General features: G+C 62.1%; 22 protein-coding genes and 1 riboswitch. Of the genes, 6 read left to right on the forward strand and 16 right to left on the reverse strand.

All coding sequences use genetic code 11. The annotated features are described in order from the left end of the window. Positions 1-15: 15 nt before the first annotated feature. Together ABH922_RS15350 and ABH922_RS15355 are read right to left on the reverse strand one after the other, a co-directional pair. The gene (locus ABH922_RS15350; protein WP_424807737.1) at positions 16-2,286 is read right to left on the reverse strand and encodes an ATP-dependent nuclease; all 2,271 of its coding nucleotides are present in this window, start codon (positions 2,284-2,286) and stop codon (positions 16-18) included. Between the two features lie 713 nt (positions 2,287-2,999). Continuing rightward, positions 3,000-4,298, reverse strand: a complete 1,299-nt coding sequence (locus ABH922_RS15355) for a beta-propeller fold lactonase family protein (RefSeq protein WP_424807738.1) — start codon at positions 4,296-4,298, stop codon at positions 3,000-3,002. Between the two features lie 818 nt (positions 4,299-5,116). On the opposite strand from ABH922_RS15355, the gene ABH922_RS15360 reads away from it, so the two are divergent. Further along, positions 5,117-5,350: a hypothetical protein gene (locus ABH922_RS15360; protein WP_424807739.1), complete on the forward strand. Its 234-nt coding sequence runs from the start codon at positions 5,117-5,119 to the stop codon at positions 5,348-5,350. A 36-nt stretch (positions 5,351-5,386) separates the two neighbouring features. Here ABH922_RS15360 and yhjD read toward each other — a convergent pair whose 3' ends face one another. The 7 genes from yhjD to ABH922_RS15395 all read right to left on the reverse strand — a co-directional run bounded on the left by yhjD (position 5,387) and on the right by ABH922_RS15395 (position 12,026). Then, positions 5,387-6,421 carry an inner membrane protein YhjD gene (gene yhjD / locus ABH922_RS15365; RefSeq protein ID WP_424807740.1) on the reverse strand — a complete coding sequence of 345 codons (1,035 nt, stop codon included), beginning with the start codon at positions 6,419-6,421 and terminating at the stop codon, positions 5,387-5,389. Between the two features lie 51 nt (positions 6,422-6,472). Further along, positions 6,473-7,507 (reverse strand): tryptophan--tRNA ligase, encoded by a 1,035-nt coding sequence (gene trpS, locus ABH922_RS15370; RefSeq protein ID WP_424807741.1) that lies wholly within the window; start codon positions 7,505-7,507, stop codon positions 6,473-6,475. A 26-nt stretch (positions 7,508-7,533) separates the two neighbouring features. Continuing rightward, positions 7,534-8,028 carry a barstar family protein gene (locus ABH922_RS15375; RefSeq protein WP_424807742.1) on the reverse strand — a complete coding sequence of 165 codons (495 nt, stop codon included), beginning with the start codon at positions 8,026-8,028 and terminating at the stop codon, positions 7,534-7,536. Then, positions 8,028-8,585, reverse strand: coding sequence for a ribonuclease domain-containing protein (locus tag ABH922_RS15380; RefSeq protein WP_424807743.1), 558 nt, complete (start codon positions 8,583-8,585; stop codon positions 8,028-8,030). Before ABH922_RS15380 ends, ABH922_RS15375 begins: the two co-directional genes overlap by 1 nt. Before the next feature lie 8 nt (positions 8,586-8,593). Continuing rightward, positions 8,594-9,412 carry an exodeoxyribonuclease III gene (locus ABH922_RS15385; protein ID WP_424807744.1) on the reverse strand — a complete coding sequence of 273 codons (819 nt, stop codon included), beginning with the start codon at positions 9,410-9,412 and terminating at the stop codon, positions 8,594-8,596. 18 nt (positions 9,413-9,430) lie between these two features. After that, positions 9,431-10,585, reverse strand: coding sequence for an MFS transporter (locus ABH922_RS15390; protein ID WP_424809685.1), 1,155 nt, complete (start codon positions 10,583-10,585; stop codon positions 9,431-9,433). Between the two features lie 217 nt (positions 10,586-10,802). After that, positions 10,803-12,026 (reverse strand): NADP-dependent isocitrate dehydrogenase, encoded by a 1,224-nt coding sequence (locus ABH922_RS15395; protein WP_424807745.1) that lies wholly within the window; start codon positions 12,024-12,026, stop codon positions 10,803-10,805. A gap of 385 nt (positions 12,027-12,411) precedes the next feature. Between ABH922_RS15395 and ribB the strand changes: the two genes are divergently transcribed. Beyond that, the gene (gene ribB / locus ABH922_RS15400) at positions 12,412-13,629 is read left to right on the forward strand and encodes a 3,4-dihydroxy-2-butanone-4-phosphate synthase (RefSeq protein WP_424807746.1); all 1,218 of its coding nucleotides are present in this window, start codon (positions 12,412-12,414) and stop codon (positions 13,627-13,629) included. Between the two features lie 163 nt (positions 13,630-13,792). Here the strand turns inward: ribB and ABH922_RS15405 are convergent, their stop codons facing one another. From ABH922_RS15405 to ABH922_RS15420, 4 genes are all read right to left on the reverse strand, one after another. Beyond that, positions 13,793-14,353 (reverse strand): hypothetical protein, encoded by a 561-nt coding sequence (locus ABH922_RS15405; RefSeq protein ID WP_424807747.1) that lies wholly within the window; start codon positions 14,351-14,353, stop codon positions 13,793-13,795. Positions 14,354-14,459: 106 nt separating this feature from the next. After that, entirely contained in the window at positions 14,460-14,591 is a 132-nt protein-coding gene (locus ABH922_RS15410; RefSeq protein WP_424807748.1) for a hypothetical protein, read from the reverse strand. Positions 14,592-14,700: 109 nt separating this feature from the next. Beyond that, a complete protein-coding gene (locus tag ABH922_RS15415; protein ID WP_424807749.1) occupies positions 14,701-15,471 on the reverse strand; it encodes a hypothetical protein in 771 nt (256 codons plus the stop codon). 827 nt (positions 15,472-16,298) lie between these two features. Continuing rightward, complete coding sequence (locus ABH922_RS15420; protein ID WP_424807750.1) at positions 16,299-16,577, reverse strand: hypothetical protein; 279 nt, start codon at positions 16,575-16,577, stop codon at positions 16,299-16,301. Continuing rightward, positions 16,572-16,693, forward strand: a riboswitch (SAM riboswitch). Its footprint overlaps the gene before it by 6 nt. Positions 16,694-16,878: 185 nt before the next feature. Between ABH922_RS15420 and metX the strand changes: the two genes are divergently transcribed. The 3 genes from metX to ABH922_RS15435 all read left to right on the forward strand — a co-directional run bounded on the left by metX (position 16,879) and on the right by ABH922_RS15435 (position 20,527). Further along, positions 16,879-18,018: a homoserine O-acetyltransferase MetX gene (gene metX / locus ABH922_RS15425; RefSeq protein WP_424809686.1), complete on the forward strand. Its 1,140-nt coding sequence runs from the start codon at positions 16,879-16,881 to the stop codon at positions 18,016-18,018. 128 nt (positions 18,019-18,146) lie between these two features. Continuing rightward, on the forward strand, positions 18,147-19,964 hold the full coding sequence (locus ABH922_RS15430) for a DEAD/DEAH box helicase (RefSeq protein WP_424807751.1): 1,818 nt from the start codon (positions 18,147-18,149) through the stop codon (positions 19,962-19,964). Further along, positions 19,964-20,527: a hypothetical protein gene (locus ABH922_RS15435; RefSeq protein ID WP_424807752.1), complete on the forward strand. Its 564-nt coding sequence runs from the start codon at positions 19,964-19,966 to the stop codon at positions 20,525-20,527. The genes ABH922_RS15430 and ABH922_RS15435 overlap by 1 nt, the downstream gene beginning before the upstream one ends. 6 nt (positions 20,528-20,533) lie before the next feature. On the opposite strand, the gene ABH922_RS15440 is transcribed toward ABH922_RS15435, so the two are convergent. Together ABH922_RS15440 and ABH922_RS15445 are read right to left on the reverse strand one after the other, a co-directional pair. After that, positions 20,534-20,818: a DUF3017 domain-containing protein gene (locus ABH922_RS15440; RefSeq protein WP_424807753.1), complete on the reverse strand. Its 285-nt coding sequence runs from the start codon at positions 20,816-20,818 to the stop codon at positions 20,534-20,536. Between the two features lie 5 nt (positions 20,819-20,823). Then, positions 20,824-21,681, reverse strand: coding sequence for a bifunctional methylenetetrahydrofolate dehydrogenase/methenyltetrahydrofolate cyclohydrolase (locus ABH922_RS15445; RefSeq protein WP_424809687.1), 858 nt, complete (start codon positions 21,679-21,681; stop codon positions 20,824-20,826). A gap of 31 nt (positions 21,682-21,712) precedes the next feature. Here ABH922_RS15445 and ABH922_RS15450 point away from each other — a divergent pair, with 31 nt between their 5' ends. Then, positions 21,713-22,225: a GNAT family N-acetyltransferase gene (locus tag ABH922_RS15450; protein WP_424807754.1), complete on the forward strand. Its 513-nt coding sequence runs from the start codon at positions 21,713-21,715 to the stop codon at positions 22,223-22,225. A 6-nt stretch (positions 22,226-22,231) separates the two neighbouring features. Here ABH922_RS15450 and ABH922_RS15455 read toward each other — a convergent pair whose 3' ends face one another. After that, complete coding sequence (locus tag ABH922_RS15455; protein WP_424807755.1) at positions 22,232-23,089, reverse strand: LysR family transcriptional regulator; 858 nt, start codon at positions 23,087-23,089, stop codon at positions 22,232-22,234. Positions 23,090-23,131: the final 42 nt, after the last annotated feature.

Here is a 23,131-nt window from a genome sequence, read left to right on the forward strand (position 1 = left end):
CGGTGATGGGGCAGGTCAGTCCTGCGCGGGTGCAACCATTTCACTCGCCGTTGTGGGCGCATCGAAGGGTGGGGGAATGATCACCGGTTCGATTGGTGTATCCGCAGTGCTGTCGCTGGTGATCGCCGTCATAGGGGATTCTCCGAAGATGCTGCTGAACAAAGTGGTGAGTTCGCTGATGACAACTTCTTCTTGATCTCCCAGGACCGCCCGATACGAGGCCAGACTCGATACGTCTTTGCAGAATTGGAGGGCGTGATCGACTTTTTGCGAACGTCCGGTATCACCGCAGTACGTTTCGATGTCTCCGCGCGAGAGGACGTGGACATTTTCGAGGCGTAGGGCCTCCAGGAGTGTCTGTTTGGCCTCCGTGATATCCGGATCGGTTCCCGTGAGAAGGTCGAGTTTTTCGTTTTTGCGGTGGGATGTGAAGAAGTTGTCCATAGCTTCGCGTAGCTTCGCCCAGGCTTCATTGTCTTGTGACCCGTTTTCATATACGTCTTTGGCGTTGACCCAGTTGCTGCGGGCATCTCTGCGGTCTGCGAGATTTTTGGCGGCTTTCGAACTGATCTCCGGCGCGGTCGTGGGCAGATTACTGTCGATGGCTGCCATCAATGTTTGCCGAATTTGGACGATCTCTGTTGTTGCGGTGAGTTGTTCGAATCCACCGATGAGGGCGTCGAGGTCACAGACAACATGCACGGGAATGTTGAAGTGGTTGAAGAAAGTGCGGTACTTGTCGATGTTTCCTTTTCCGCCGATCTGGGCGAACGCAATGTTGCGGTCGATGTGGTTCCACTTTGGGTCGATCAAACGGGCGAGGTGGGTGAGCACGACGGCATCACTGTCACCTTCGACGAGTACGACCGCTCGTGCGAAGAAGGCGATCTCGTTGTGCTCGTGTCGGATGATCTGAAAGGCATCACGGATCGAAACTGACGTACCCAGATCTACGGGGGTGATTTCGGTGTAGGGAGCGCATTCGGATTCGGAGACCTTGCGGAGTTTGATGAAGGTTTTCGTCGACTCGGGGCTGAAGAAGACCGGGGAGTGTGTTGTCACGAGAACACTGTGGTCGCCGGCGAAGGCCTCGAGTGCTTGGAAAAGCTGCCTCTGTGCCCACGGATGCAGGTACAGCTCCGGCTCCTCGAACAACAGCAGATAGCTGGGCCTTCCCGTCTGCTTACGTTCGGTCGCTCCAAGCCCTTCGTGGCGGAGGAGGTTGTATGCCCGCAGGATAGCGAAGGTCACGGCCCGCTTGAGCCCATCGCCCTTACTGTCGATCGAGCCTTCGTGCCCGTCGTCCGCGGTAAGCTCAGCGCCTGCGACAATGGTCTTGATCTCTGGGACAGGGACAACCATTTTCAGGTCGATGCCCGGAAAACTCTCTCGGACGAAACCTTCGATGGTGCTCTCGATCCTCTTGACCTGCTCGAGGCGATCGTCGGTGTGGTTTCCCGATTTGTCGAATACTCTGCTGAGCTTCCGTTGGATGCTCGAGAACTGCTCTTCGATATCCCCGAGTTGGTCGGTCACCTCGTCCAACAAGATCTTGAGCAGTTTTCCGAATGTAGCGGATCCACTCGTCTTCAGCTCGGTGGCAACGTCTTTGACTGCCTCGATATAGAGCGGTTCAGGCAGAAAGGCATAAATAGCGGCGTCGATGCCGGTACCTAGAGGCTCGTCTCGAAGGACTTTCTCCGAGATCGGAAGGCTCTCGACGATGTGGTCGCGCGCCTCAAGAACCTGTGGTTGTGTCGGTTTCTCGCCGAGCCTAGATTCGAGTTCCGGGATCAGTTCCACTACAGCTTCTCGAAGGGCCGGGTTCTTCTTACCCTTCATCGTCGGCTTAAGTACACCGTCCGTGAAACGATCTTCCGCGGGGCCGAACTTGCGAATCTTTAAGGAAGATCTACTCTCACCAGGCGGAATGCTGCGTACCAGGGTGACCGTGCCATCGACGATGTCATTTTCGAAGCTTGTGCGATTTCCTGCATCGGAGATTCGCGCCAAGTCCTCGGCGTTGATCGCGCTGATCGTCAACTCGATCCGGATCGGCAACGACGTGGAATGGTAGTCGTGGATGTCGACGCTACGGGGAGTGCTGCCGGTGAGTACGAGGTGCAATGCGTGCAGAACCGATGACTTGCCAGCGTTATTCTCGCCGATTAGGCATCCGAAGGTCGACAGAGGGAGGGTGACATCCTTCAGCGCACGAAAGTTTTTGATACGGATCTTTTCGAGTTGCAAGGCCTGTCTTTCAGGTCGGGTGCGCACGGTGCGCACTATTGCAGATGAACAGCGAAAATGTTGGTCGGCCGGGCTCCCTCTAGGAAAGCGGACCATACGGACTGTAGTTCATGATTCGACGACCTTCAACGCACACCTGGATGTGGATCGCGTGTTATGTATGTATGAGATACCGACGGGCCGTGTGTCATTTATTTAAATGGCAGTGGTCGGAATAGCTAGCTCGGCTGTTTGAACTCGATGACGCCGTGGGCGCTACGGCTTTCTGTTGATGGAAATCTGCTGGGACGTGATTGGGTCTGCACACGGTTTGGTTGGGTCAGAGATAAACAGGCATTGGTCGAACTCGCTGGTCATGCGGGCGGGACCGAACGCAGATCGCGTCGCCGACCGAGGGAAGGTTGTATGCAATTGGAGCATAGGAACGGCTTGCATAACTAGGTTTGTCCCAACTTTTGAGTCGGGACTTGTCTCATTGGTACTGTATTAACTGGTCTTCGTCTCATTTTCATCAGGCGATGGCGGCACTTTTTCTGCCGCCATCGCCTGATGATGATGAGACAAAAATCGGACACCATGAAAATTGGAGATGAATATCTGCGGTTATGCAGATGTGAGATACATGCGGGCTGGATCTTCCTACCGGTGCATGCCCTGACGCCGGGTGTGAAGGACGGTGGCCGCTCACCCTGTGTTGCGGGGTGAGCGGCCACGGTGTGGGTGTGGTGATGGGGTCAGGAATTCCGGTTCTATGACCCGAATATTCCGGACCCGAATTCGAGGGATCCGGTGGGGGTTGTGGTGGTGTCGGTGATGTCGAGGACTACCGGTAGTTCTGCGTCGTCGCCGATGCCGTTGGTGGCGGTGACGGTGAATTCGAATTGGCCTGCGGTGGTGGGGGTTCCGGAGAGCTCACCGGTTGGGGAGAGCGTGAGGCCGTCCGGTAGGTGGCCGGAGGTGATGGTCACGGTCGGAGTGGGTTGGCCGGTGACGGTGAAGGTGTACCGGTAGGGCTGGTCGAGTGCCGCGGTGGTGGGGGTTCCGCTCAGTGTCGGCGCCCGGTCGATCGCGATGACCGACACCGAGTTATCGCCCCGGTTGGTGACGTAGACGCGCGAGCCGTCGGGGGTGATCGCCACCCCGATCGGACTTGCGCCGACCGGGACGGTAGCGACCACGGTAGGCGGAGTCGCGGCGGTGTCGATCACCGACACCGAGTTGCCGTTCAAGTTGGCGACGTAGACGCGGTTCCCGTCCGGGGCGATCGCCACCCCGGACGGACGTGAGCCGACCTTGATGGGGTTGCCGATCGTGGTGCCTGAGGCGGTGTCGATCAGCGACACCGAGCTGCCGTACTGGTTGCTGACGTAGGCGCGGTTCCCGTCGGGGGTGATCGCCACCCCGAACGGGGTTGTGCCGACGGGGATGGGGTTGCCGATGGTGGTGCCTGAGGCGGTGTCGATCACCGACACCGAGTTGCTGGTCTGGTTGGTGATGTAGGCGCGGTTCCCGTCCGGGGTGATCGCCACCCCGGACGGGTATGCGCCGACGGGGATGGGGTTGCCGATGGTGGTGCCTGAGGCGGTGTCGATCACCGACACCGAGTTGCCGTCCCAGTTGGTGACGTAGGCGCGGTTCCCGTCGGGGGTGATCGCCACCGAGTACGGCATTGTGCCGACGGGGATGGGGTTGCCGACGGTGGTGCCTGAGGCGGTGTCGATCACCGACACCGAACTGCCGCCCCAGTTGGTGACGTAGGCGCGGTTCCCGTCTGGGGTGATCGCCACCCCGGACGGACTTGCGCCGACGGGGATGGGGTTGCCGATGGTGGTGCCTGAGGCGGTGTCGATCACCGACACCGAGTCGTCGGCATTGTTGGTGACGTAGGCGCGGTTCCCGTTCGGGGTGATCGCCACCCCGAAGGGGCCTGCACCGACCGTGATGGGGGTGCCGATGACGGTGTCGGCGATGCTGCACTCGTCCCGGTGACCACTGCAGCGACCGACAGAGCGGCGGCACTGAGGGTCGCGGCGAGTCGGACCCGCCACCGCGGTGAAGGTGATCGATCGACAACAGTCATGACAAGCGTGCCCTCCCGGTGCAGTCCACACCCGCTCCGGGTGCGCGGTAGCTCACAGTCGTGAGCCCCGCAAAGAAACATAACGCACATTAACCCCGAAACGGGCGAGCGGGGATGTGCTCCAGCGGCGGATGGAACGAAGCGGCCCCCGCGGTTCGTCAGCGGCGGATGGAACGAAGCGGCCCCCGCGGTTCGTCAAAGCCTTTGAGGTCTGCTGTACCGGCAGACCGAAACGAACTCGGCCACATCGGATGCAGATGACCCGATAAGGAAGGGCGTGCCCAACTTGAAATGCCTCGCCCTCGATGTCAAAGCTTGTCTCATCGGAGCCGTTTTCGCAGGTACTTGTCTCACCGTTCGGCGATGACGGCATCTTCGTAACTTCCGGTCGCGTACTCGGCGAGAAATCACGAGGGGCGGTACGAGGGACTTGACCGGGCTGTAGACGATGCCGAGCAACAGCATTGCCCGGCATCGTCGGATCATCGCTTACATGAATACCGCCAAGCCCTCATCAAGCCCTACAAGTGTATACACTATTCGATGTCGGTGACATTGGGGCGATTTTCGAACAATTACCTCGGTAAAGCGGCGGGGATGCGAGTACATCTGACCGATCAGGGCATCCGCGGCTCGTTCTTGCTCACGACATGGGGCGCCGCCGTGTTGGCGAGACTATTCGATTCCGCACGGCTGGACGATCGCCGATTCGTCGTGGAACCATCCTTACCGGATCAGGGTCATTCCGGATGTACGTGCGCCCGATGACAGCGCAGAGTGGTGCATATGAATATCACCGAGTGGTGGCCGATCCTTACCCGAGATACCCGAGACTGGCTGATCGAGCACAACGGCGAACCGCTGGACCCAGCGGTACTGGTCGAACTTCTGGCCGTCAACAGCGGCCGGACCGACCCTGCGTGGTGGTCCGACGAGTCCGACGACGGATCCTGCGAGCTCACCGACGAGGCTGTCGACTGGATCGAATGGCACGCAAACGGCGAAGACTCCGGCACCTGAACCGCGCATCGTCAAATCGGTACTGGTGCCGAACCGCTACCGCGAACGCCTGCGGAGCACACCGGAAAGACCCAGTGCCGCAGCCGCACCGGTGACGACGAGGGCCGTAGCCCGCGACGGCGAAGCTCTGCCACTGACAACGACACGCGGCGAGATGATCGCCGGATCCGGCGGTGGTACGAAGGCCAGCGCCATGCTTTCCGTGGTGGTGGCGGCCCAGGCTGTGCAGAACAACAACATCCGTGACGCGGTGAACACGAATACCAGCAAACCGATGATGGGTCCGAATGCAACACCGGCCGGGCCGCTACTCACCGACGACAGATAGATGGCACCAACCTGTTTGAAGACCTCGAACACTACTGCGGCAATCACGGCGGCACGAACGGCACTGCGCAGCGCGACGGGCTCACGCGGCAGCCTCGCGATGACCCACAGGAACAACGCCCACGTCGCCGCGACCGACAACAGCGTGGACACCACTCGCAACCCGAATCCGATCCCGGTGATGTTCCCCAGATTGAGCCACTCGACAACTTGCCGAGCGCCCGGACCACTGCTCACCGCCGACATTCCAAGGGAGACCACCAACGCCAAACCCAGCCCCACCAATGCTGCTGCATCACCGAGTTTGGTGCGTACGAAACCTTTCGGTTGACGTTTGCTCTCCCACATGGCGGTGAGCGCGTCTCGCACGTTCGCCATCCAACCGAGCCCAGCGTACGCCGCACCGAGAAGACCGATCACACCGACACTCGCGCGAGAATCGATCGCCGACTGGATCAAGTCCGTGATCGTGTCGCCGAGACTGCCCGGAATGTTGTTCGTGATCTGCTCTTGAATCGATTCCAAGTAGTCGGGGCGCCCCGCCAGCACGAAACCGGCGACCGCAAATGCAACCATGATGATCGGAATCAACGCCAGAACACTGAAATACGTGATTCCGGCCGCGTAATAGTCGCCCTTCTGCGCCTGGTACCGACCGCCCGCACGCACCAGATGATCGAGCCATGGCCTCGCCGCCCGTTGCCGATCGAGGAAACTCGGCTCGGTGTCCGTGGTGTCAGCCATGTGCCGTCTCCCGATACGTCGGTCCATCAGTCGGTTGGGTCAGCCTTCAAGTCATCCCTTGGGCGTCAGGAACCCGACCTTCTCATACACGGTGGCAAGAGTGCGCGAAGACACCTCACGGGCGCGTTGCGCCCCAGCCGCCATGATGCGATCGAGTTCGGCTTCGTCTGCCAGATAGTCGTCCACCTTGGCTTTGAGCGGGGTCACGAATTCTGCGAGCACGTCCGCTGTATCGGACTTCAAGTCGCCGTAACCCTTGCCTTCGTAACCGGTGACCAACGCGTCGACAGAGACACCGGACAGCGCCGACTGAATGGTGAGCAGATTACTGACACCAGGCTTGCCCTGCGGATCGAAGCGGATTTCCCGCTCGTTGTCCGTCACCGCCGACTTGATCTTCTTGGCCGATACCTTGGGATCGTCGAGCAGATTGATCAGCCCGGCGGGGCTGGCCGCCGACTTGCTCATTTTCGCAGTCGGTTCCTGCAGGTCGTAGATCTTCGCCGTGCCCTTGATGATCTGCGGTTCCGGCACCACGAACGACTTTCCGTACCGCGAGTTGAATCGTGTGGCCAGGTCGCGTGCAAGTTCGAGGTGCTGACGCTGATCTTCACCGACCGGAACCCGTTGCGGGCGGTAGAGGAGGATATCGGCAGCCATCAACACCGGGTAGGTGAACAGCCCGACGCTGGCATGCTCACTCCCCTGCTTGGCGGACTTGTCCTTGAACTGTGTCATCCGGCTCGCTTCACCGAAACCTGTGATGCAGTTGAGCACCCAGGCGAGCTGGGCGTGCTCGGGAACCTGGCTCTGCACGAACAGCGTCGCCCGGTCGGGATCGATCCCCACCGCCAACAACTGAGCCACTGCCACCTTGGTGCGGCGGCGGAGTTCCTTCGGATCCTGGGCGACGGTGATGGCGTGCAGATCCGGAATGAAGTAGAACGCGTCGAAGTCGTCCTGCAGGGGAACCCACTGTTGCAAGGCGCCCAGGTAGTTCCCGAGGTGAAAGGAATCCGACGTGGGCTGGATTCCGGAGAGCACTCGGGGCTTTGCTGTGGGTTGCTGTTCTGGCGCGGTCGACATGGTTCCGATCTTTTCACGACCGGAGTTCAGTGTTGCGGAGCGGTGTCCGGGTAGTGCAATTCCATGAGGTCACCGACGTGCGGTTCGCAGCTTCCCGACTCGAATTGGTAGACGGTTCGGAAGACGACCGGAGACCACTCCTGCGCGTAGAAGTCCATGGTCTCCCGGAACCAGGAACGCTGATCGGACTGATCACTGAGCAATGCGTCCGCGTCGCGGACCACGAGGACGTACCCCGCCCCGAGACCGAGTACATCGTCGAGATCACGCATCACGTCGTCGAACGCGTCTTTGTTCCGGCCGAAATACGCAGGGAACTGAAATGCCGCTGCGAACTCGTCGAACACTGCCGTGGTGGTTCTCATCCGAGCACCGCGAACTGCCCGAACCACGAAGTTCTCGAGGCGAAGTTGTCGAGCGAGCTCGTCCCCCCGATCCGCTGCCCCGACCAGCGCCACCGAGGTCGTATCCGTGGACGGATCCAACCACTGCTCGAGTGTGACGAATTCTCGTTCGGCCATCATCGGATCCTCGTGAACGTGTCGTAGTGATCGAGGGTGTACCACGCCGAACCGTCGTTGCCGGTCACGATGCGCTCGGCGTCCCGGCCTCGACCGTTCTTCTTGGGGTTGACGTCCCATTCTCGATAGACGACGCGACCTCCGCCGGCACCGACAGCGGGAAGCCTGCCCTGGCTGTTTCGGAAGGTATCTCCGCCTTTGGTACCGGGCGCATTCGCGGAATCCGGCCACCGGCCCGCGTCGATCTCGTTCAGTGTCGCGAGCACACGTTCCGGGGCATCGCCGGTGGACTGCTGAGCGGAGGTGGGCGCGGCGCTGGTCGGCTCCTCGGTGTTCGCTCCAGGTTTGGTGCGCACACTCGACGCCGGCCCTGCGGTTGACGTCGGAGCCGCGGTAGACGCCGACGCTGCGACCGATGCCGACGAACCAGCCTGCGCCGAATCGTCGGACTCCCGCGACGACAACGTCACGGCCAGCACCACCGCCACCACTGCGACGACGACGGTGACGACAGCGTTACGTGTCTTGGCACTCGGCATTTTCGAACCCTCGGCCATCGACGTTCCTATCCGTACGAGACGGTGACGGGTGCGTGATCCGACCAGCGGAGGTCGTAGGACTCGGCACGCTCGACCACGGCGACCTTCGCCCGTTCGGCCAAACCTCTCGTGGCGACCTGGTAGTCGATTCGCCACCCGGAATCGTTGTCGAACGCCTTACCCCGGTACGACCACCACGAGTACGGGCCGTCGACACCGGGGTGCAACGTGCGGAAGACGTCGACCCAGGCGGAGTCCTCTGCGAACACCACGTCCATCCAGGCGCGCTCCTCCGGCAGGAATCCCGACGACTTCCGGTTGGTCTTCCAGTTCTTCAGATCTAGCTCGGTGTGCGCGATGTTCCAGTCACCGCTCACGACGACGTGGCGACCGGCCCCTTCGGCGGCGGCAGCCGTGGACGCGAGATGCTCGGCGAAGGACGCCATGAAACGTTCCTTCTCCGCCTGCTTGGGGGTCAACGCCTCGCCGGACGGCAGGTACAGGCTCGCGATCGTCAGGTCCCCGAAATCTGCCTCGATGTAGCGACCGGCCTCGTGGAACTCGTCGTCGCCGTGTCCGACGCGCACAGCATCGGGTTCGGTGCGAGAGAGCACCGCCACTCCGTTTCGCCCCTTGGCCGAGGGCTCGGCCGAGGCCAGGAACCAGCCACCACTGAGTGCCGGTTCGAGAGTTTCGCGAAGCTGTGTGTCCGATGCCCGCGTTTCCTGCAGACAGATGTAATCCGCGGCGGTCGACTCGAGCCAGCCGAGCATTCCCTTACGGGCGGCGGCGCGGACGCCGTTGACGTTGACGGACGTGACGGTGTGGGAAACGGTTTCTGACACGGCAAGCACCGTAGCCGATCACACCGACGCGATCGCGCTCTCGGCTCGCCGTTGCAGAACAACCGTGATCACGAGCACCCCGATACCAGCGATCGCCAGCCCCGCACCGACCGCCGCCGGCGCGGTGTACCCGAACCCGGCCGCGATCACGACACCGCCGATCCAGGCTCCGAACGCATTGGCAGTATTCAGTGCCGCATGGTTCAGCGAGGCCGCAAGAGTCTGCGCGTCCTCGGCGACGTCCATCAACCGCATCTGCAATCCGGGAACCATCGACGTCCCGGTGACACCGATCAGGAAGACGAAAACCAGAGCGGTGTACGGATTGCGGACCGCAACGACGAAGATCGCAAGGACTACGGCCAACGAGGCCATCGACAGAAAGAGGCCGCGGATCAGATTGCGGTCGGCGAGATAGCCGCCGACGAAGTTTCCGGCGACCATACCGAGGCCGTAGAGCATCAGCGCCAAGGGGACCAGCGACGATGCCAGCCCGGCGACGTCGGTGAGCGTCGTACTGATGTACGAGTAGACCGCGAACATGCCGCCGAAACCGATCGTGCCCACTGCCAACGTCATCCACACCTGAACCCGACGTAGTGCCCCCAACTCGGTGATCGGGTTGGTCACCTTCATCGCGTCGAGTCGCGGAATCCACCCGAACAGTGCGGCTACCGTTGCCACCCCGATCACCGCGACCAACGCGAAAGCGCTACGCCAGCCCAAGGTTTGACCGATCCAGGCCGCAACGGGCACTCCGACGACGTTGGCCACCGAGAGTCCGAGCATCACCTGCGCGACTGCCTTGGCCCTTTTCCCGGGCTGAGCCAGGTGTGCGGCGACCAGAGCGGCGACACCGAAGTAGGCGCCGTGAGGAAGGCCGGCGACGAAGCGGGCCAGCATGAGCGTGACATAGGAGGGCGCGAACACGGAGGCGGCATTACCTACGGTGAACGCGATCATGAGTCCGATGAGCAGCGTTCGACGAGGAACACGCGCGGACAGCGCCGCGATCAACGGTGCGCCCACCACCACTCCGAGCGCGTATGCGGAGATGACGTGGCCGGCGGTCGGCTCGGAAATCCCCAGTCCGGTCGCCATTTCCGGCAGCAACCCCATCGCCACGAATTCGGTGGTGCCGATCCCGAATCCACCGAGAGCGAGTGCGAGCATCGCCGGGCCCCGGACGGAGCGACCGTCACCGACTTCGGTATGCGGTGCGGTTGAGCCAGGAAGAGTAGACGACGTCACCGGTCAATTGTGGTCGCAGAGGCTGCTCGACTTCCAAGCGAGAGCCGGTGAGTTCACTCACGTGATCTGTCGCATATCGTCGCGATACGGCGACGGGGCGCCCGGGAAGCCGGGCACCCGTCACCGGAGAACTGCGAAACTACTTGGCAGCCTTCGACTTCTGCAGATTCACATCGAGCGCACCGAGGAACTCTTCGGTGGTCAGGTAACCCTGGTCGCCGCCGACGAGCATCGAGAGGTCCTTGGTCATCTGACCAGACTCGACGGTCTTGACGACCACGTCCTCGAGCTGGTGGGCGAAGCCGACCACCTCGGGAGTGCTGTCGAGCTTGCCTCGATGCTCGAGCCCTCGAGTCCACGCGAAAATGGAGGCGATGGGGTTGGTCGAGGTGGGCTTACCCTGCTGATGTTGACGATAGTGACGCGTCACCGTGCCGTGAGCAGCTTCTGCTTCACAGGTCCGTCCATCCGGCGTGAGCAACACCGACGTCATCAGGCCGAGCGAGCCGAAGCCCTGCGCGACGGTGTCGGACTGGACGTCGCCGTCGTAGTTCTTGCATGCCCAGACGTAGCCGCCCTCCCACTTGAGTGCGGAAGCGACCATGTCGTCGATGAGACGGTGTTCGTAGGTCAGACCCGCCGCGTCGAACTCCGCCTTGAATTCAGTCTCGTAGACGTGCTGGAAGATGTCCTTGAACGCGCCGTCGTACGCCTTCAGGATCGTATTCTTCGTCGACAGATATACCGGGTAGTTCTGCTGTAAGCCGTAGGTGAGCGACGCGCGAGCGAAGTCGCGAATCGACTCGGTGAAGTTGTACTGCCCCTGGACGACCCCACCCTCGGCGGGAAAGTTGACCAGTTCGTGTTCGATCGGCGCGCTGCCGTCTTCGGGGGTGTAGGTGATCATCACCTTGCCGGGACCGGGGACCTTGAAGTCCGTGGCTCGGTACTGGTCACCGAACGCGTGACGGCCGATGATGATCGGCTTGGTCCAGCCCGGCACGAGTCGCGGAACGTTCGAGATGATGATCGGTGCCCGAAAGATCGTGCCGCCGAGGATGTTGCGGATGGTGCCGTTGGGCGACCGCCACATCTTCTTGAGGCCGAATTCCTCGACGCGAGCTTCATCCGGAGTGATGGTGGCGCACTTGACGCCCACGCCGTGCTTCTGGATGGCATGCGCGGCGTCGATGGTGACCTGGTCATCGGTCTCGTCGCGGTATTCGATGCCGAGGTCGTAGTACTCGAGGTCGACGTCGAGATACGGGTGAATCAGCTTGTCTTTGATGAACTGCCAGATAATGCGCGTCATCTCATCGCCGTCGAGTTCGACGACGGTGCCCTCAACCTTGATTTTGGACATGGGTGCTTCGCGTCCTCCTAGGAAGTTTCCCTGGTTACACGGTTGCGGGCACTCGATAGGAGTGGATCCGCGAACGGTTCGATTGGCAAACCTAGACGGTATGGACTTATCTCGGGTGATGAGTCCTAAACAAGACAAGCGTACTGCTAGCCGGCGTTCTCGCAACCGGCGACCCCACCAGCACTTTCTTACCCGTCGGTAACAATCACTTCGGGTCAGAGCGGACTCGGACACGCATCGCCTCACTGCGAACCCCTGGCGCGTCCGACGCCGAAAGTGTCCACTTTTGTGGACTGTTCCCACCTCGCTGACACTGCCTACGCTCGAGTGATCCAACTCACACAATTTTTCACAGTTCAACTCATCGAAGGTTCGAGGTCAGATCATGACGAACACTGCCGCACTCGACGCAATATCGGCAATCGCCCGCGGAAGGACAGTCGTCGTCCTGGACGAGAAGGATCGCGAGAACGAAGCCGACCTGGTCATGGCCGCGCAGTTCGTCGACACCGATGCCGTGGCATTCTTCCTCGAACACACGTCGGGTTTCCTGTGCACGACGATCACCGAAAGTCGCGCAGCAGAACTGCGCCTTCCGCCGATGGTCCTGGACAACACCGAAAGCCACGGCACCGCATTTCTGCACAGCGTGGACTACACGATCGGCACGAGCACCGGTATCAGCGCTTCGGATCGAGCCGCTACCATTCGCGCGCTCAGCGACCCGACGGTCTCGGGTGACGATTTCGCCAGACCCGGCCACGTCATGCCGTTACAGACGCGCGACGGTGGGGTGGCGGTTCGCCCCGGGCACACCGAAGCAGGATCCGATCTCTGCGCCGCCGCAGGAGTCCGGGAGGCCGCACTGATTTGTGAACTGGTTACTGCGGACAAACGTGAGATGCTGCGCGGCGACGATGCCAGAGAATTCGCGGCGAATCACGGACTTCCGGTCATCACCATCGCAGAACTCGACGAACATCTCCGCGCAGGAGCGCAGACCGTGACCGCCACCGGCAGCGCGTGCATTCCGACGCCGACCGGGAACTTCACTGCCACGGCGTTTCTCGACTACGACGGTATCGAGCACGTAGCGATGGTCTGCGGAGACGTAGCCGGCGCGGACAACGTTCCGGTGCGGGTGCACAGCGAATGCCTCACCGGCGACCTGTTCGGTTCGTTGCGCTGCGACTGTGGACCGCAGTTGAGCTACGCGGTCGAGGAAATCGCGGGCCGAGGTCTGGGCGCCGTCGTCTACCTCAACGGCCAAGAAGGCCGTGGCATCGGACTCGGGCAGAAACTACAAGCCTATGCACTGCAACAGGATCGGGATCTGGACACCGTCGACGCGAATCTCGCTCTGGGGTGCCCGATCGACGACCGCGACTACCGCACTGCCGCCCGGATACTCGACTTGCTCGGAATCCGCTCGATTCACCTCATGACCAACAATCCGGCGAAGGTCGACGACATGTCCGCGCTGGGAGTGCGCATCACGGACCGCATTCCGGTACAGACGTTTCCGACTCGATACAACATCGAATACCTGCGAACCAAACGCGATCGGATGGGGCATCATCTGGAACTACCCGAAACCGTCTGATCGTCGACGGGCGGCAACTGTCACGTTCACGCGCTACGTTCGGTGCACGATCAGCCGGCATTCGACGGACCGATCCACCCCGGATACTGCACGCCCACCGGTGCCACCGGAGCCACGAACCCCGGCGGCTGGGTCTGAAACGGCAAGTCCGGATTGGGATGGGTCAACGTCGGAAACTGCTGCAACCACCAATCCCGGCATCGGCATCCGGCTTGTGCAACACGATCCGATACACCATCGACGGCGGGTTGGCATCATCGATACCGGGAACGGAATGCAGGAAATAGCTACACACCGACGCCGATACCTCCATCTCGGACTCCGAGTAGTCCGTCAAATGCGCAAACACAGTCTCGACGAGAGGTTTCGTGTACTCCCGACGATCATCCCAACGATAGTTGCCGAAAGGGTCACGACCAGTCGGTAACGCAGCGGTGAAACCCGGAAAATAGTCGTCGATCTCCGGGAACGCCGGCCACGAAGACCCCACTCCGGGCTTGGGCCAATAGAATCCGTCCTCACTGGCCGCCCGTAACAGTTCCGAACCGCGACCGAACAAGTCGACGCCCGCGTCCGCCGACCACACGTGCGGTGTGAAATTGGTGAACAGCTCCGGCTTGGCCTGCGCCGGCCCATCATCGGATTCATCCGAACCAGCACAACCTGACTCCGCCAGAACACAACACACCGCCACAATCACCGAACGGACTGCCCACCTAGCCATCCGCACGCACTACATCGTCGTACGCGTTTCGAATGAACTGAGACTGTCTGCAACAGATCCGGGCGGCAAAGATGCCTGCGTCAATCCTGCATCGGGGGTCTTCCCGTCAGCGAAGAAGAACGGCCTCTCGGACGGAGCAAGTTGCTCGTAGGCGACCTGAGGTGTCCAGGTATCGCCTGCCCACGTCCAACAGCGACCTGTCGAGCTCGCTACCGTTCTTGTACCGATCGTCACCCATCGCGACTATCGAGGCTACCGCCTGATTGTCCGCGACACCGTTGAGCCCGATCGTGGTGAAAACCCTGACACACCCGCATCGAATGTGATTTCGATCAAATCGTTGCGAGTCAACGACTCTCGCATCTCCTTCGGAAGCAAGTCGAGACCGCCGTTGGTGGGTACCTCCGAATCGCCGTGCGTCGAGACCGCCGTTGGCGGGTACCTCCGAATCGCCGTGCGTCGAGACCGCCGTTGGTGGGTACCTCCGAATCGCCGTGCACCGAGGCGGTAACGTGCTCGTTGGAGACGATCTGCAGCGAATTGACCACACCGGTCCGGGCGCCTTCGGGCAACGCGGACAACAAGTCCTCGATCTCCTGCGGCGACCTTCCGTCCAACGATCGCACAATCTGATCGAGGTACTCCATCTGCGACGCCGGAATCGTCGCGGTGTCCCCGCGTTCGAGCGCCCCGATCTGCTCGGCAGTCAGATGCCCGCCTTCCTCCAACCGACGTATCCGCTCCGGGGTCAATGCGGACGGATCATCGACGAGAACGGAAGCATCGGAACGACCTTGGTCGCCGCCCGACGTCGCGACAGAGACGAAGGTTGCCCGCAAACCGTTCCGTGTAGCCGACAGCGTCTCACGTACTGTCTCGTCGGCGGTCACCGTAGCGGAAGCGGCATCTGCCAACTCCCGTGCCCGATCCTTCAGTAACGACACCCGAGCGTCGTCGGTATCCGGTTGCCTGTCCGTGACCACCAACTGTTCGGAGACGTCGAATCCGTCCCCCTCCACCGACACGATCGCCAATCGTGCACGTTGCGACGATGCGTCGATCTCGAAAATATCCGTTCCGCGCAATTGCCGCCACCGCTTCCAGCGCGTCGGTGACATCGGTGAGCATCGACGAGTTCCACGACAGCAATTGCGCGCATGTGACATTCACGAGAGCGGCTCCTCCGGTAGCAACTGACCTGTCGCATCGGTGAAGGTGGCAGCCAACTCCGCCGCCGATTGTTCGTCGCGATCACGTCAGCCGATATCGACGATGCCTCGAGCATCGACGCCGAAATGCCTCCCGGTGCGGACATGAACGGCCCCGAAGTCGGCCCTATCCCCGCAATGCCGCTGCCCTGGTTCCCAACCCGTCCAGGACACCTCCAAGCCTCAGGAGTTGCTCCATGTCCGCTGCGAATGTCCCCACCACGTGTCTCCTCTGCCGATCAGACCCCCTCTGATCGTGCGCCGACGAGATTATCAGGGCGGGTCCGTCGAAGCAGGCCCCCAACCGAGTTCGCGGCGATGCGCGAGTCATCGCCGACGCTCCAGGACTTAGGTCGCGATCGAACGCCGTCAACTCCTGCGATAGCCGCCGATCCGAGTGTCCCGATTCCGCTGACACCGTTGAGCCCATTGCTTTTCCACCGGTCGATTCCCCTCGCGCGTCAATCGCGTGCGTGGGCGCGAGTGCTCTGCACGATCTCGTCGGGAAAGTGCGGTTGCTCGTGAGGCACGGTGCGGGCCACGAGGATCGCGTCGACCATTGCACTGAGAAGACCATTGCACTGAGCAGACCATTGCACTGAGCAGACCGACGGTCATGCTCAGGGCTCACCACCGAGAAGCCCGCCGAGTTCCTGCTCGACGTTCTCCATGCCGTCGCGGTATGTGGGGCAGTACGCGGATCGGCGTCGAGGTGTCGCCGGGGCACACGACCCGGCCTACGTCCGTCTGCTCGGCCACCCGAGCGCTCCACCTACGACGGCGGTCTCGTCGACGGCCACACCGACCATCTCACTTTTCCGCTCGCCGTCGTCTGGTACCCCGATAGTGGCCACCGTGATCGTCTGCTCCCTCACGCCGGTTCGGGGTGCGTCGTCGAAGGCCGGGCGGAGATTTCCGGAGGAACCGAACGCCGTTCCCGACAGCACCAGGATCGGCTGCCGACACCACCTGCCTCGGAGCCGTCCGGCGAACGCTAATATCTGAGTCGAGGTCATGAGCGTCAGCATCGAGCCCCGGCTTGCTGACCGGCAACCCTCCAACCGCGGTGGGGTGCCCCGGGTGATGACCAGGTTGCGCGATGTCACACGACGTCGCGGGACAAGCGCGGCCCGCTGGACGGGCCCACTGGAAGGGCCGAGTCAAACGGAGGTTGTCAGTATGTGTCGCTCGCACCGATAGAACCCAGCTGGAGGCGTGCCGCCTCGTCCGACTTGCCCACGTCAGACCACTGGAGTGAACGACTATGACCGACACCTGCAGGATATTCGCCACCGGCTTCGCTGCGGCGGCGACCTCTTGACCGTGAACGAAGCCGAGCGCACATTGGAGTCCCTGTTGCCACCGCCGAACGGCGAGGTCGGCATCGTGAACATCGGCTCGCTCGAGCTCGAGAGCGGTGCTGTTCTGCCCTCGGTGTCGTTGGCCGTCCAGCGATGGGGTGAGCTGGCTCCTACTCTCGACAACGTCGTACTCGTCGAGCATGCGCTGACCGGCGACTCTCACGTCACCGGGCCTGTCTCCGAACATCAGCCCTCACCCGGCTGGTGGAACGGCATGGTCGGCCCCGGCGACCCGGTGGACACCGATGAATGGTGTGTGATCGCCACCAACGTCCTGGGGGGCTGTCGCGGCACTACCGGACCGGCTTCCCTCGCCGACGACGGCCGACCGTGGGGAAGCCGCTTTCCCGAAATTTCCATCCGGGATCAGATCGCCGCGGAGAAGAAGCTCGTCGATCTGATCGGTATCGACAAACTGGCGGCGGTTGTCGGTGGCTCGATGGGCGGTATGCGAACACTGGAGTGGACTGTCACCTATCCGGACAACGTGCGGGCCGCGTTGGTTCTTGCCACCGGCTCACGTGCCACCGCTGATCAGATCGGGACACAGACCACCCAGATCGCAGCGATCGTGGCGGACCCGGACTGGCAGGGCGGCGACTATCACGGAACCGGTCGCGCACCTCGAGTCGGACTGGGTATCGCTCGTCGCATGGCGCATCTGACGTACCGCGCGGAAGGTGAGCTTGACACCCGTTTCGCCAACTTCGCCCAGAACGGCGAGAATCCTTGGCGTGGAGGACGATACGCGGTCCAGAGCTACCTCGAACATCAGGCAGACAAGCTCGTGGCACGCTTCGATCCCAGCACGTACGTATTGCTGACCGAAGCGATGAACCGCCACGACGTCGGCCGTGGCCGCGGCGGCGTCGCGGCCGCGTTGGCGTCGATCACCGCTCCCGTCGTCGTCGGCGGCGTCGATTCCGATCGGCTGTACCCGCTACGCCTGCAGAAGGAGATGGCCGACGGCATCTCGACGTGCAGTGGGCTCGAGATACTTCGTTCCAAGGACGGCCACGACGGTTTCCTGACCGAAGCCGATGCGGTCGCCGGACTCTTGCGTCGAACCATGGACTTGGCCCGCTCGTCTCGCTGACCCCACGACGCATCGGCCGGACATGCCCGTCCCGGATCGGTCAATGTCGGGAAAACCACAGTTGATCTGCAGGTTTTCCCGACATTTTCACGAGCGGCAGAAGGCGTGAGAGGCTAACATCGGCGACCGTGACCCACCCCTTCGCAGAGCGCCTTCAAGCTACCTATCTGCCCGAGCACATGTCGTTCGCGTTCTGGGGTGCACCCGATCTCGATCAACAGATGACCTCGCTGGGATTGACCGGCGGCACGTCGACCGTGTGCCGACTGGCAGTGCCGATCGACGGCCGCGTGAAGCCCACGGACGTGTGCGCGCAATTGCTCGATATCGAAACCGCGGTGGGCGCATTGCGGTGTCTCGATGTTGCTCGGCCCGAACTGGCGGAATCGGTGCTCGCGTGGATGCGGGTTGTCGAATCCGGCGAACACGAGCAACTCCCGACGGCTGCGCATGCCGCACTGCGCCGCGACGACACGGCAATCCGAAGCGCGGCATCAACGGTGCGTCTTTTCATCGAGGCCACACAGATAGTCGGTCGGATCGCCGACGCCGGAATCCGGGCAACATTGCGGCCGTACCAGGTACAGGGCGTGCACTGGTTGACGATGCTGCCCGGCGGCGGAATCCTCGCCGACGAAATGGGGTTGGGCAAGACCCTGCAGGCCATTTCGATGATCGCTGTCAGAGCGGCCGACGGACCCCATCTGGTGATCTGCCCGACGTCCGTTCTCGGAAACTGGCGTCGCGAGATCGAGCGGTTCGCGCCGAACATGCCCCAGTACGTACATCACGGCTCGGCCCGAACCTTCCCACCGAACTTCGCAGCCGGCACCGTCGTCTTGACCAGCTACAGTGTCTTACGTTCCGACATAGAGCAATTCGAGAATATCTCGTGGAGTTCGGTGATCTTCGACGAGGCCCAGCAGATCAAGAATTCGACGTCGAAGATCACGCGGGCAGCAATCAGGTTGCGCGCAGACACCAAGGTGGCGATGACCGGAACTCCGGTCGAGAATCGTCTCGACGATCTGTATTCGCTCTTCCGCGTGGTGAATCCGAATGTTCTCGGAATTCGTGCACGCTTTCGCCGGCGTTTTGCGGTTCCGATCGAATCCGGCCGGTCCACCACCGCCGCAGCCCGACTCGCCGCCGTCATCGATCCGTACATCCTGCGACGCACCAAGGCTGATGTAGCGAAAGATCTTCCACCCAAACAATTCTCGAATGTCAACTGCGCTTTGACTGTCGAACAGGCGAGCCTGTATCGGGCCGCGGTATCGGACGCCTTCGATACCGGATTGGGATCCGGATTTGCACGACGAGGCAACGTACTCGCACTCTTGACCACCCTGAAGCAGGTGTGTAATCATCCAGCCCAAGTCACCGGCGACGTGGGCGCCGGCTCCGGGAAGCTGGATCGGGTAACCGACATGCTCGCCGAGATAGTCGACAGCGGCGAGCGCGCACTGATCTTCACCCAATACCGGACGATGGGTGAGATACTCTCGACTCATCTGGGCACGGAATTGGGCCTGGACGACGTTCCTTTTCTGCACGGCGGCCTGAGTACGACGCGACGAGATCAGCTGGTCGACGCCTTCCAGACCGACGAGGTCTCGCCGCCGATTCTCGTTCTGAGTCTGCGGGCGGCGGGTTTCGGCCTCAACCTCACCCGCGCCAGTCACGTGATCCACTACGATCGTTGGTGGAATCCGGCGGTGGAGGATCAAGCTACGGACCGAGCGCATCGCATTGGGCAGACCCGAACGGTCACCGTCCACACCCTTGTCACCGGCGGAACGATCGAGGACCATGTCGATGCCATGCACCGTTCCAAACGTTCGGTAGCCGAATCGATTTCGGGGAACATCGAGTCGACGCTCGCCGACCTACCCGATACCGAACTGCGCGGGGTCCTCGAACTCGGTGATGCGGTGATCATCTGATGGCCGACGAATTCGGAGTCACCGCCTGGGGACGCGCCTGGCTGCGGACGATCGAGAAGACGGCGGCGATCGGACCGAACCCCGCCCTGCCGACCGCCCGCGGGCTGGCCCGCAGCGGCGCAGTGACATTCGGCGAGATCTCAACGGGGACAGTCGCGGCAGAGGTGACTGCCAAGGGAAGAACCTCGACCGTGCACATCGCGGTACCCCGATGGTCGGCCTCGGATGTCGACGGAGTCCGTGAACTGCTCCACACCGATGAGGCCGCGAGTCGGACCGCCATCACCGGTGAGCTTGCCGACGGCATCGTCACGGAACTGAACTCACGAGGTATCGCGGTGGCCGTGGATCTCGTCGAGTGCGTGAGCACCTGCACCTGCACCAGCAGGCGCACCCCGTGTACACACCAACTTGCGACGGTGTATGCCCTCGTCGGACGGATCGACGAGGAACCAGCCCTCGCTCTCACGTTGCGGAGCACGAAGCCGACCTCGCCCACTGCCTCCGAACCCGAGTGGATTCCCTTGTGCGAGATCGACGTCGAAGCATTCTACGAAAATTGAACGAGGTCAGTCGGTCCCCAGTGGATCGATCGTGGAGGCGAGCGCGATGATGAGCGCACCCATCAGGCCCATCGCCGCAGTGTCGAATTTCCGACCACGCACGGCAAGGAGCCCCATCCGATCCTCACTGACGAACCATCTGGCCGCAGCACCGATGATCACCGCCACCCCGAAGACGAAGGCCCCGCGACGCCACCGGTCGGCCAACACGAGAACTACCGCCGCCGCAATCACCGCGAGTATCGCGAGCATGGGAAGGTTTTTCTTCGCGAGGCCGACCAGTTCGGACATCTCCGTCAGGCCCCGGCCAGAACTCGTTCGGCACGCTCGACCACATTGGTGATCAGGAATGCGCGCGTCAGGGGGCCGACCCCACCCGGATTGGGAGAAACGAAACCGGCTACCTCGGCGACTTCGGCAGCGACGTCGCCGCGCAGGCCGTCGTCGGTGCGGCTGACTCCTACGTCGAGTACGGCAGCACCTGGCTTGACCATGTCAGCGGTGATCAGTCCGGGAACGCCGGCGGCTGCGACGACGATGTCGGCGCGACGGACCTCGGCGGCCAGATCACGGGTGCCGGTGTGGCAGAGGGTGACCGTCGCGTTCTCGCTACGACGGGTCAGCAGGAGTCCGATCGGCCGACCGACCGTGACACCGCGCCCGACGACGACGACGTGAGCACCGTTGATCGGCACCTCGTAACGCCGCAGCAGATGCAAGATTCCGCGCGGCGTGCACGGCAATGGCGCTTCCTTTCCCAGCACCAGACGGCCCAGGTTCACCGGGTGCAGGCCGTCGGCATCCTTGTCCGGGTCGATGCGCTCGAGCGCCGCGTTCTCGTCGAGGTGTTTGGGAAGCGGGAGCTGGACGATGTATCCGGTGCATTCCGGGTTGGCGTTGAGTTCGTCGATGGTGGCGTCGAGCTGCTCCTGCGTGATGTCGGCAGGCAGGTCGCGGCGCAGCGAGTTGACACCGACCTTGGCACAGTCGTTGTGCTTTCCGCGCACGTAGGCCGCCGAGCCCGGATCGTCGCCGACCAGGATAGTGCCCAATCCGGGCGTGATGCCCGCTGCCTTCAGCGCGCTCACCCGCACCTTCAGGTCTTCGAAGATTTCGTCGCGAGTGGCTTTGCCGTCCAGAATCGTTGCAGTCACGGTGGCCATTGTTCCAGGTTAGGGTCGATCGGTGACATCGGCTCCGGAACTTCACGGCGAACGGGTGATGTTGGTCCCCCTGGCCCCCGAACATCACGCCCGACTGCGCGCGATTCACCTGCTCCCCGAGGTGGTGGCGTGGTGGCAGAACCCCGACGACGACTGGCCGCAGGCACCCGAGGCCGGAACGACTCGGTACAGCGTCTTCCACGACGGTCGGCTGATCGGATTCATCCAGTGGTACGCCGACGAGGACAACCCCGATTTCCGTCATGCCGGACTCGACCTGTTCCTCGACCCGAATTGCCACGGCCGTGGTTTCGGCCGTGAGTCGATCCGGGTCCTGTGTGCCTATCTGATCGACGAGCTGAAATTTCACCGGTTGATCATCGATCCGGAGACCGAGAACACCGTCGCTATTGCCTGCTACCGATCGGTGGGGTTCAAAGATGTGGGCGTGATGCGCGAATATTCCCGCGATCGGCACGGCCGGTGGAAGGACGGTCTGCTGATGGATCTGTTGGCGCGAGAACTCGTTCGTTGACGACCACTAGGTGACGGCCCGCTGGAATCGATAGCTGTTTTCCACGATCGCGCGAGTCAGTGCCCGTTCCGGCGCCGACTGCGCGCGTCGCGCCGTGGTGACCAACGTGAACTCGATGGTTCCCGGGGACGGCAATCCTCGGACAGGCACGACGTCCGACGGCAACAACCGCTCACTGTGGACGATGAACCCGAGGCCGGCGAGGGCGGCCGCACGTAGTCCGAGCTGCCCTTTGGTGGTGCAGGCGATTCGGTAGGTGATACCGGCCTGGTCCAGCACCGAGAGCGCCGCGTCGCGGGTCAGGCTCGGTGGCGGGTAGACCACGACCGGGACCGGATTCGCCAGATCCGGGACTGCGCCCGCAGCACCCGCCCACACCAGCCGGTCCTCGAAGACAAGTCGACCGTGGACCTCCCCCGGCCGGCGTTTGACAAATGCCACATCCAATTTGTCGGATCGCAATTGAGAGTGAATTTCTTCGCTCAATCCGGTCGAGAGTTCGAGATCTATACCCGGATAGTTTCGGCGGAACTCGAAGAGAATCTTCGGCAGTTCCTGAGAGACGAGGTCTTCGGACACCCCGAGACGAACATGGCCACTGACGTGGCCACCACCGAAGTGCCGGACCGCTTTTTCCTGGGCGTCGAGGATCTCGCGGGCAAAGCCCAACATCGCGGCGCCGTCCGACGTCAGCTCGACACCGTGGGTGTCCCGGATGAAGAGTTCGCGGTCGAGCTGCTTCTCCAGTTTGGCGATATGCCCGCTGACGGTGGGCTGCCGCACCCCCAACTGCTTGGCTGCAGCTGTGAAACCGCCGGCCAGTTCGACGGCCACGAAACTTCTGAGCAAGACCGGGTCGAACATCGGCACCCCTATCGCGATTCGTTATTACCAATATAGTCAGAA

This window comes from Rhodococcus sp. 27YEA15, assembly GCF_049739425.1.
GTDB lineage: Bacteria > Actinomycetota > Actinomycetes > Mycobacteriales > Mycobacteriaceae > Rhodococcus_F.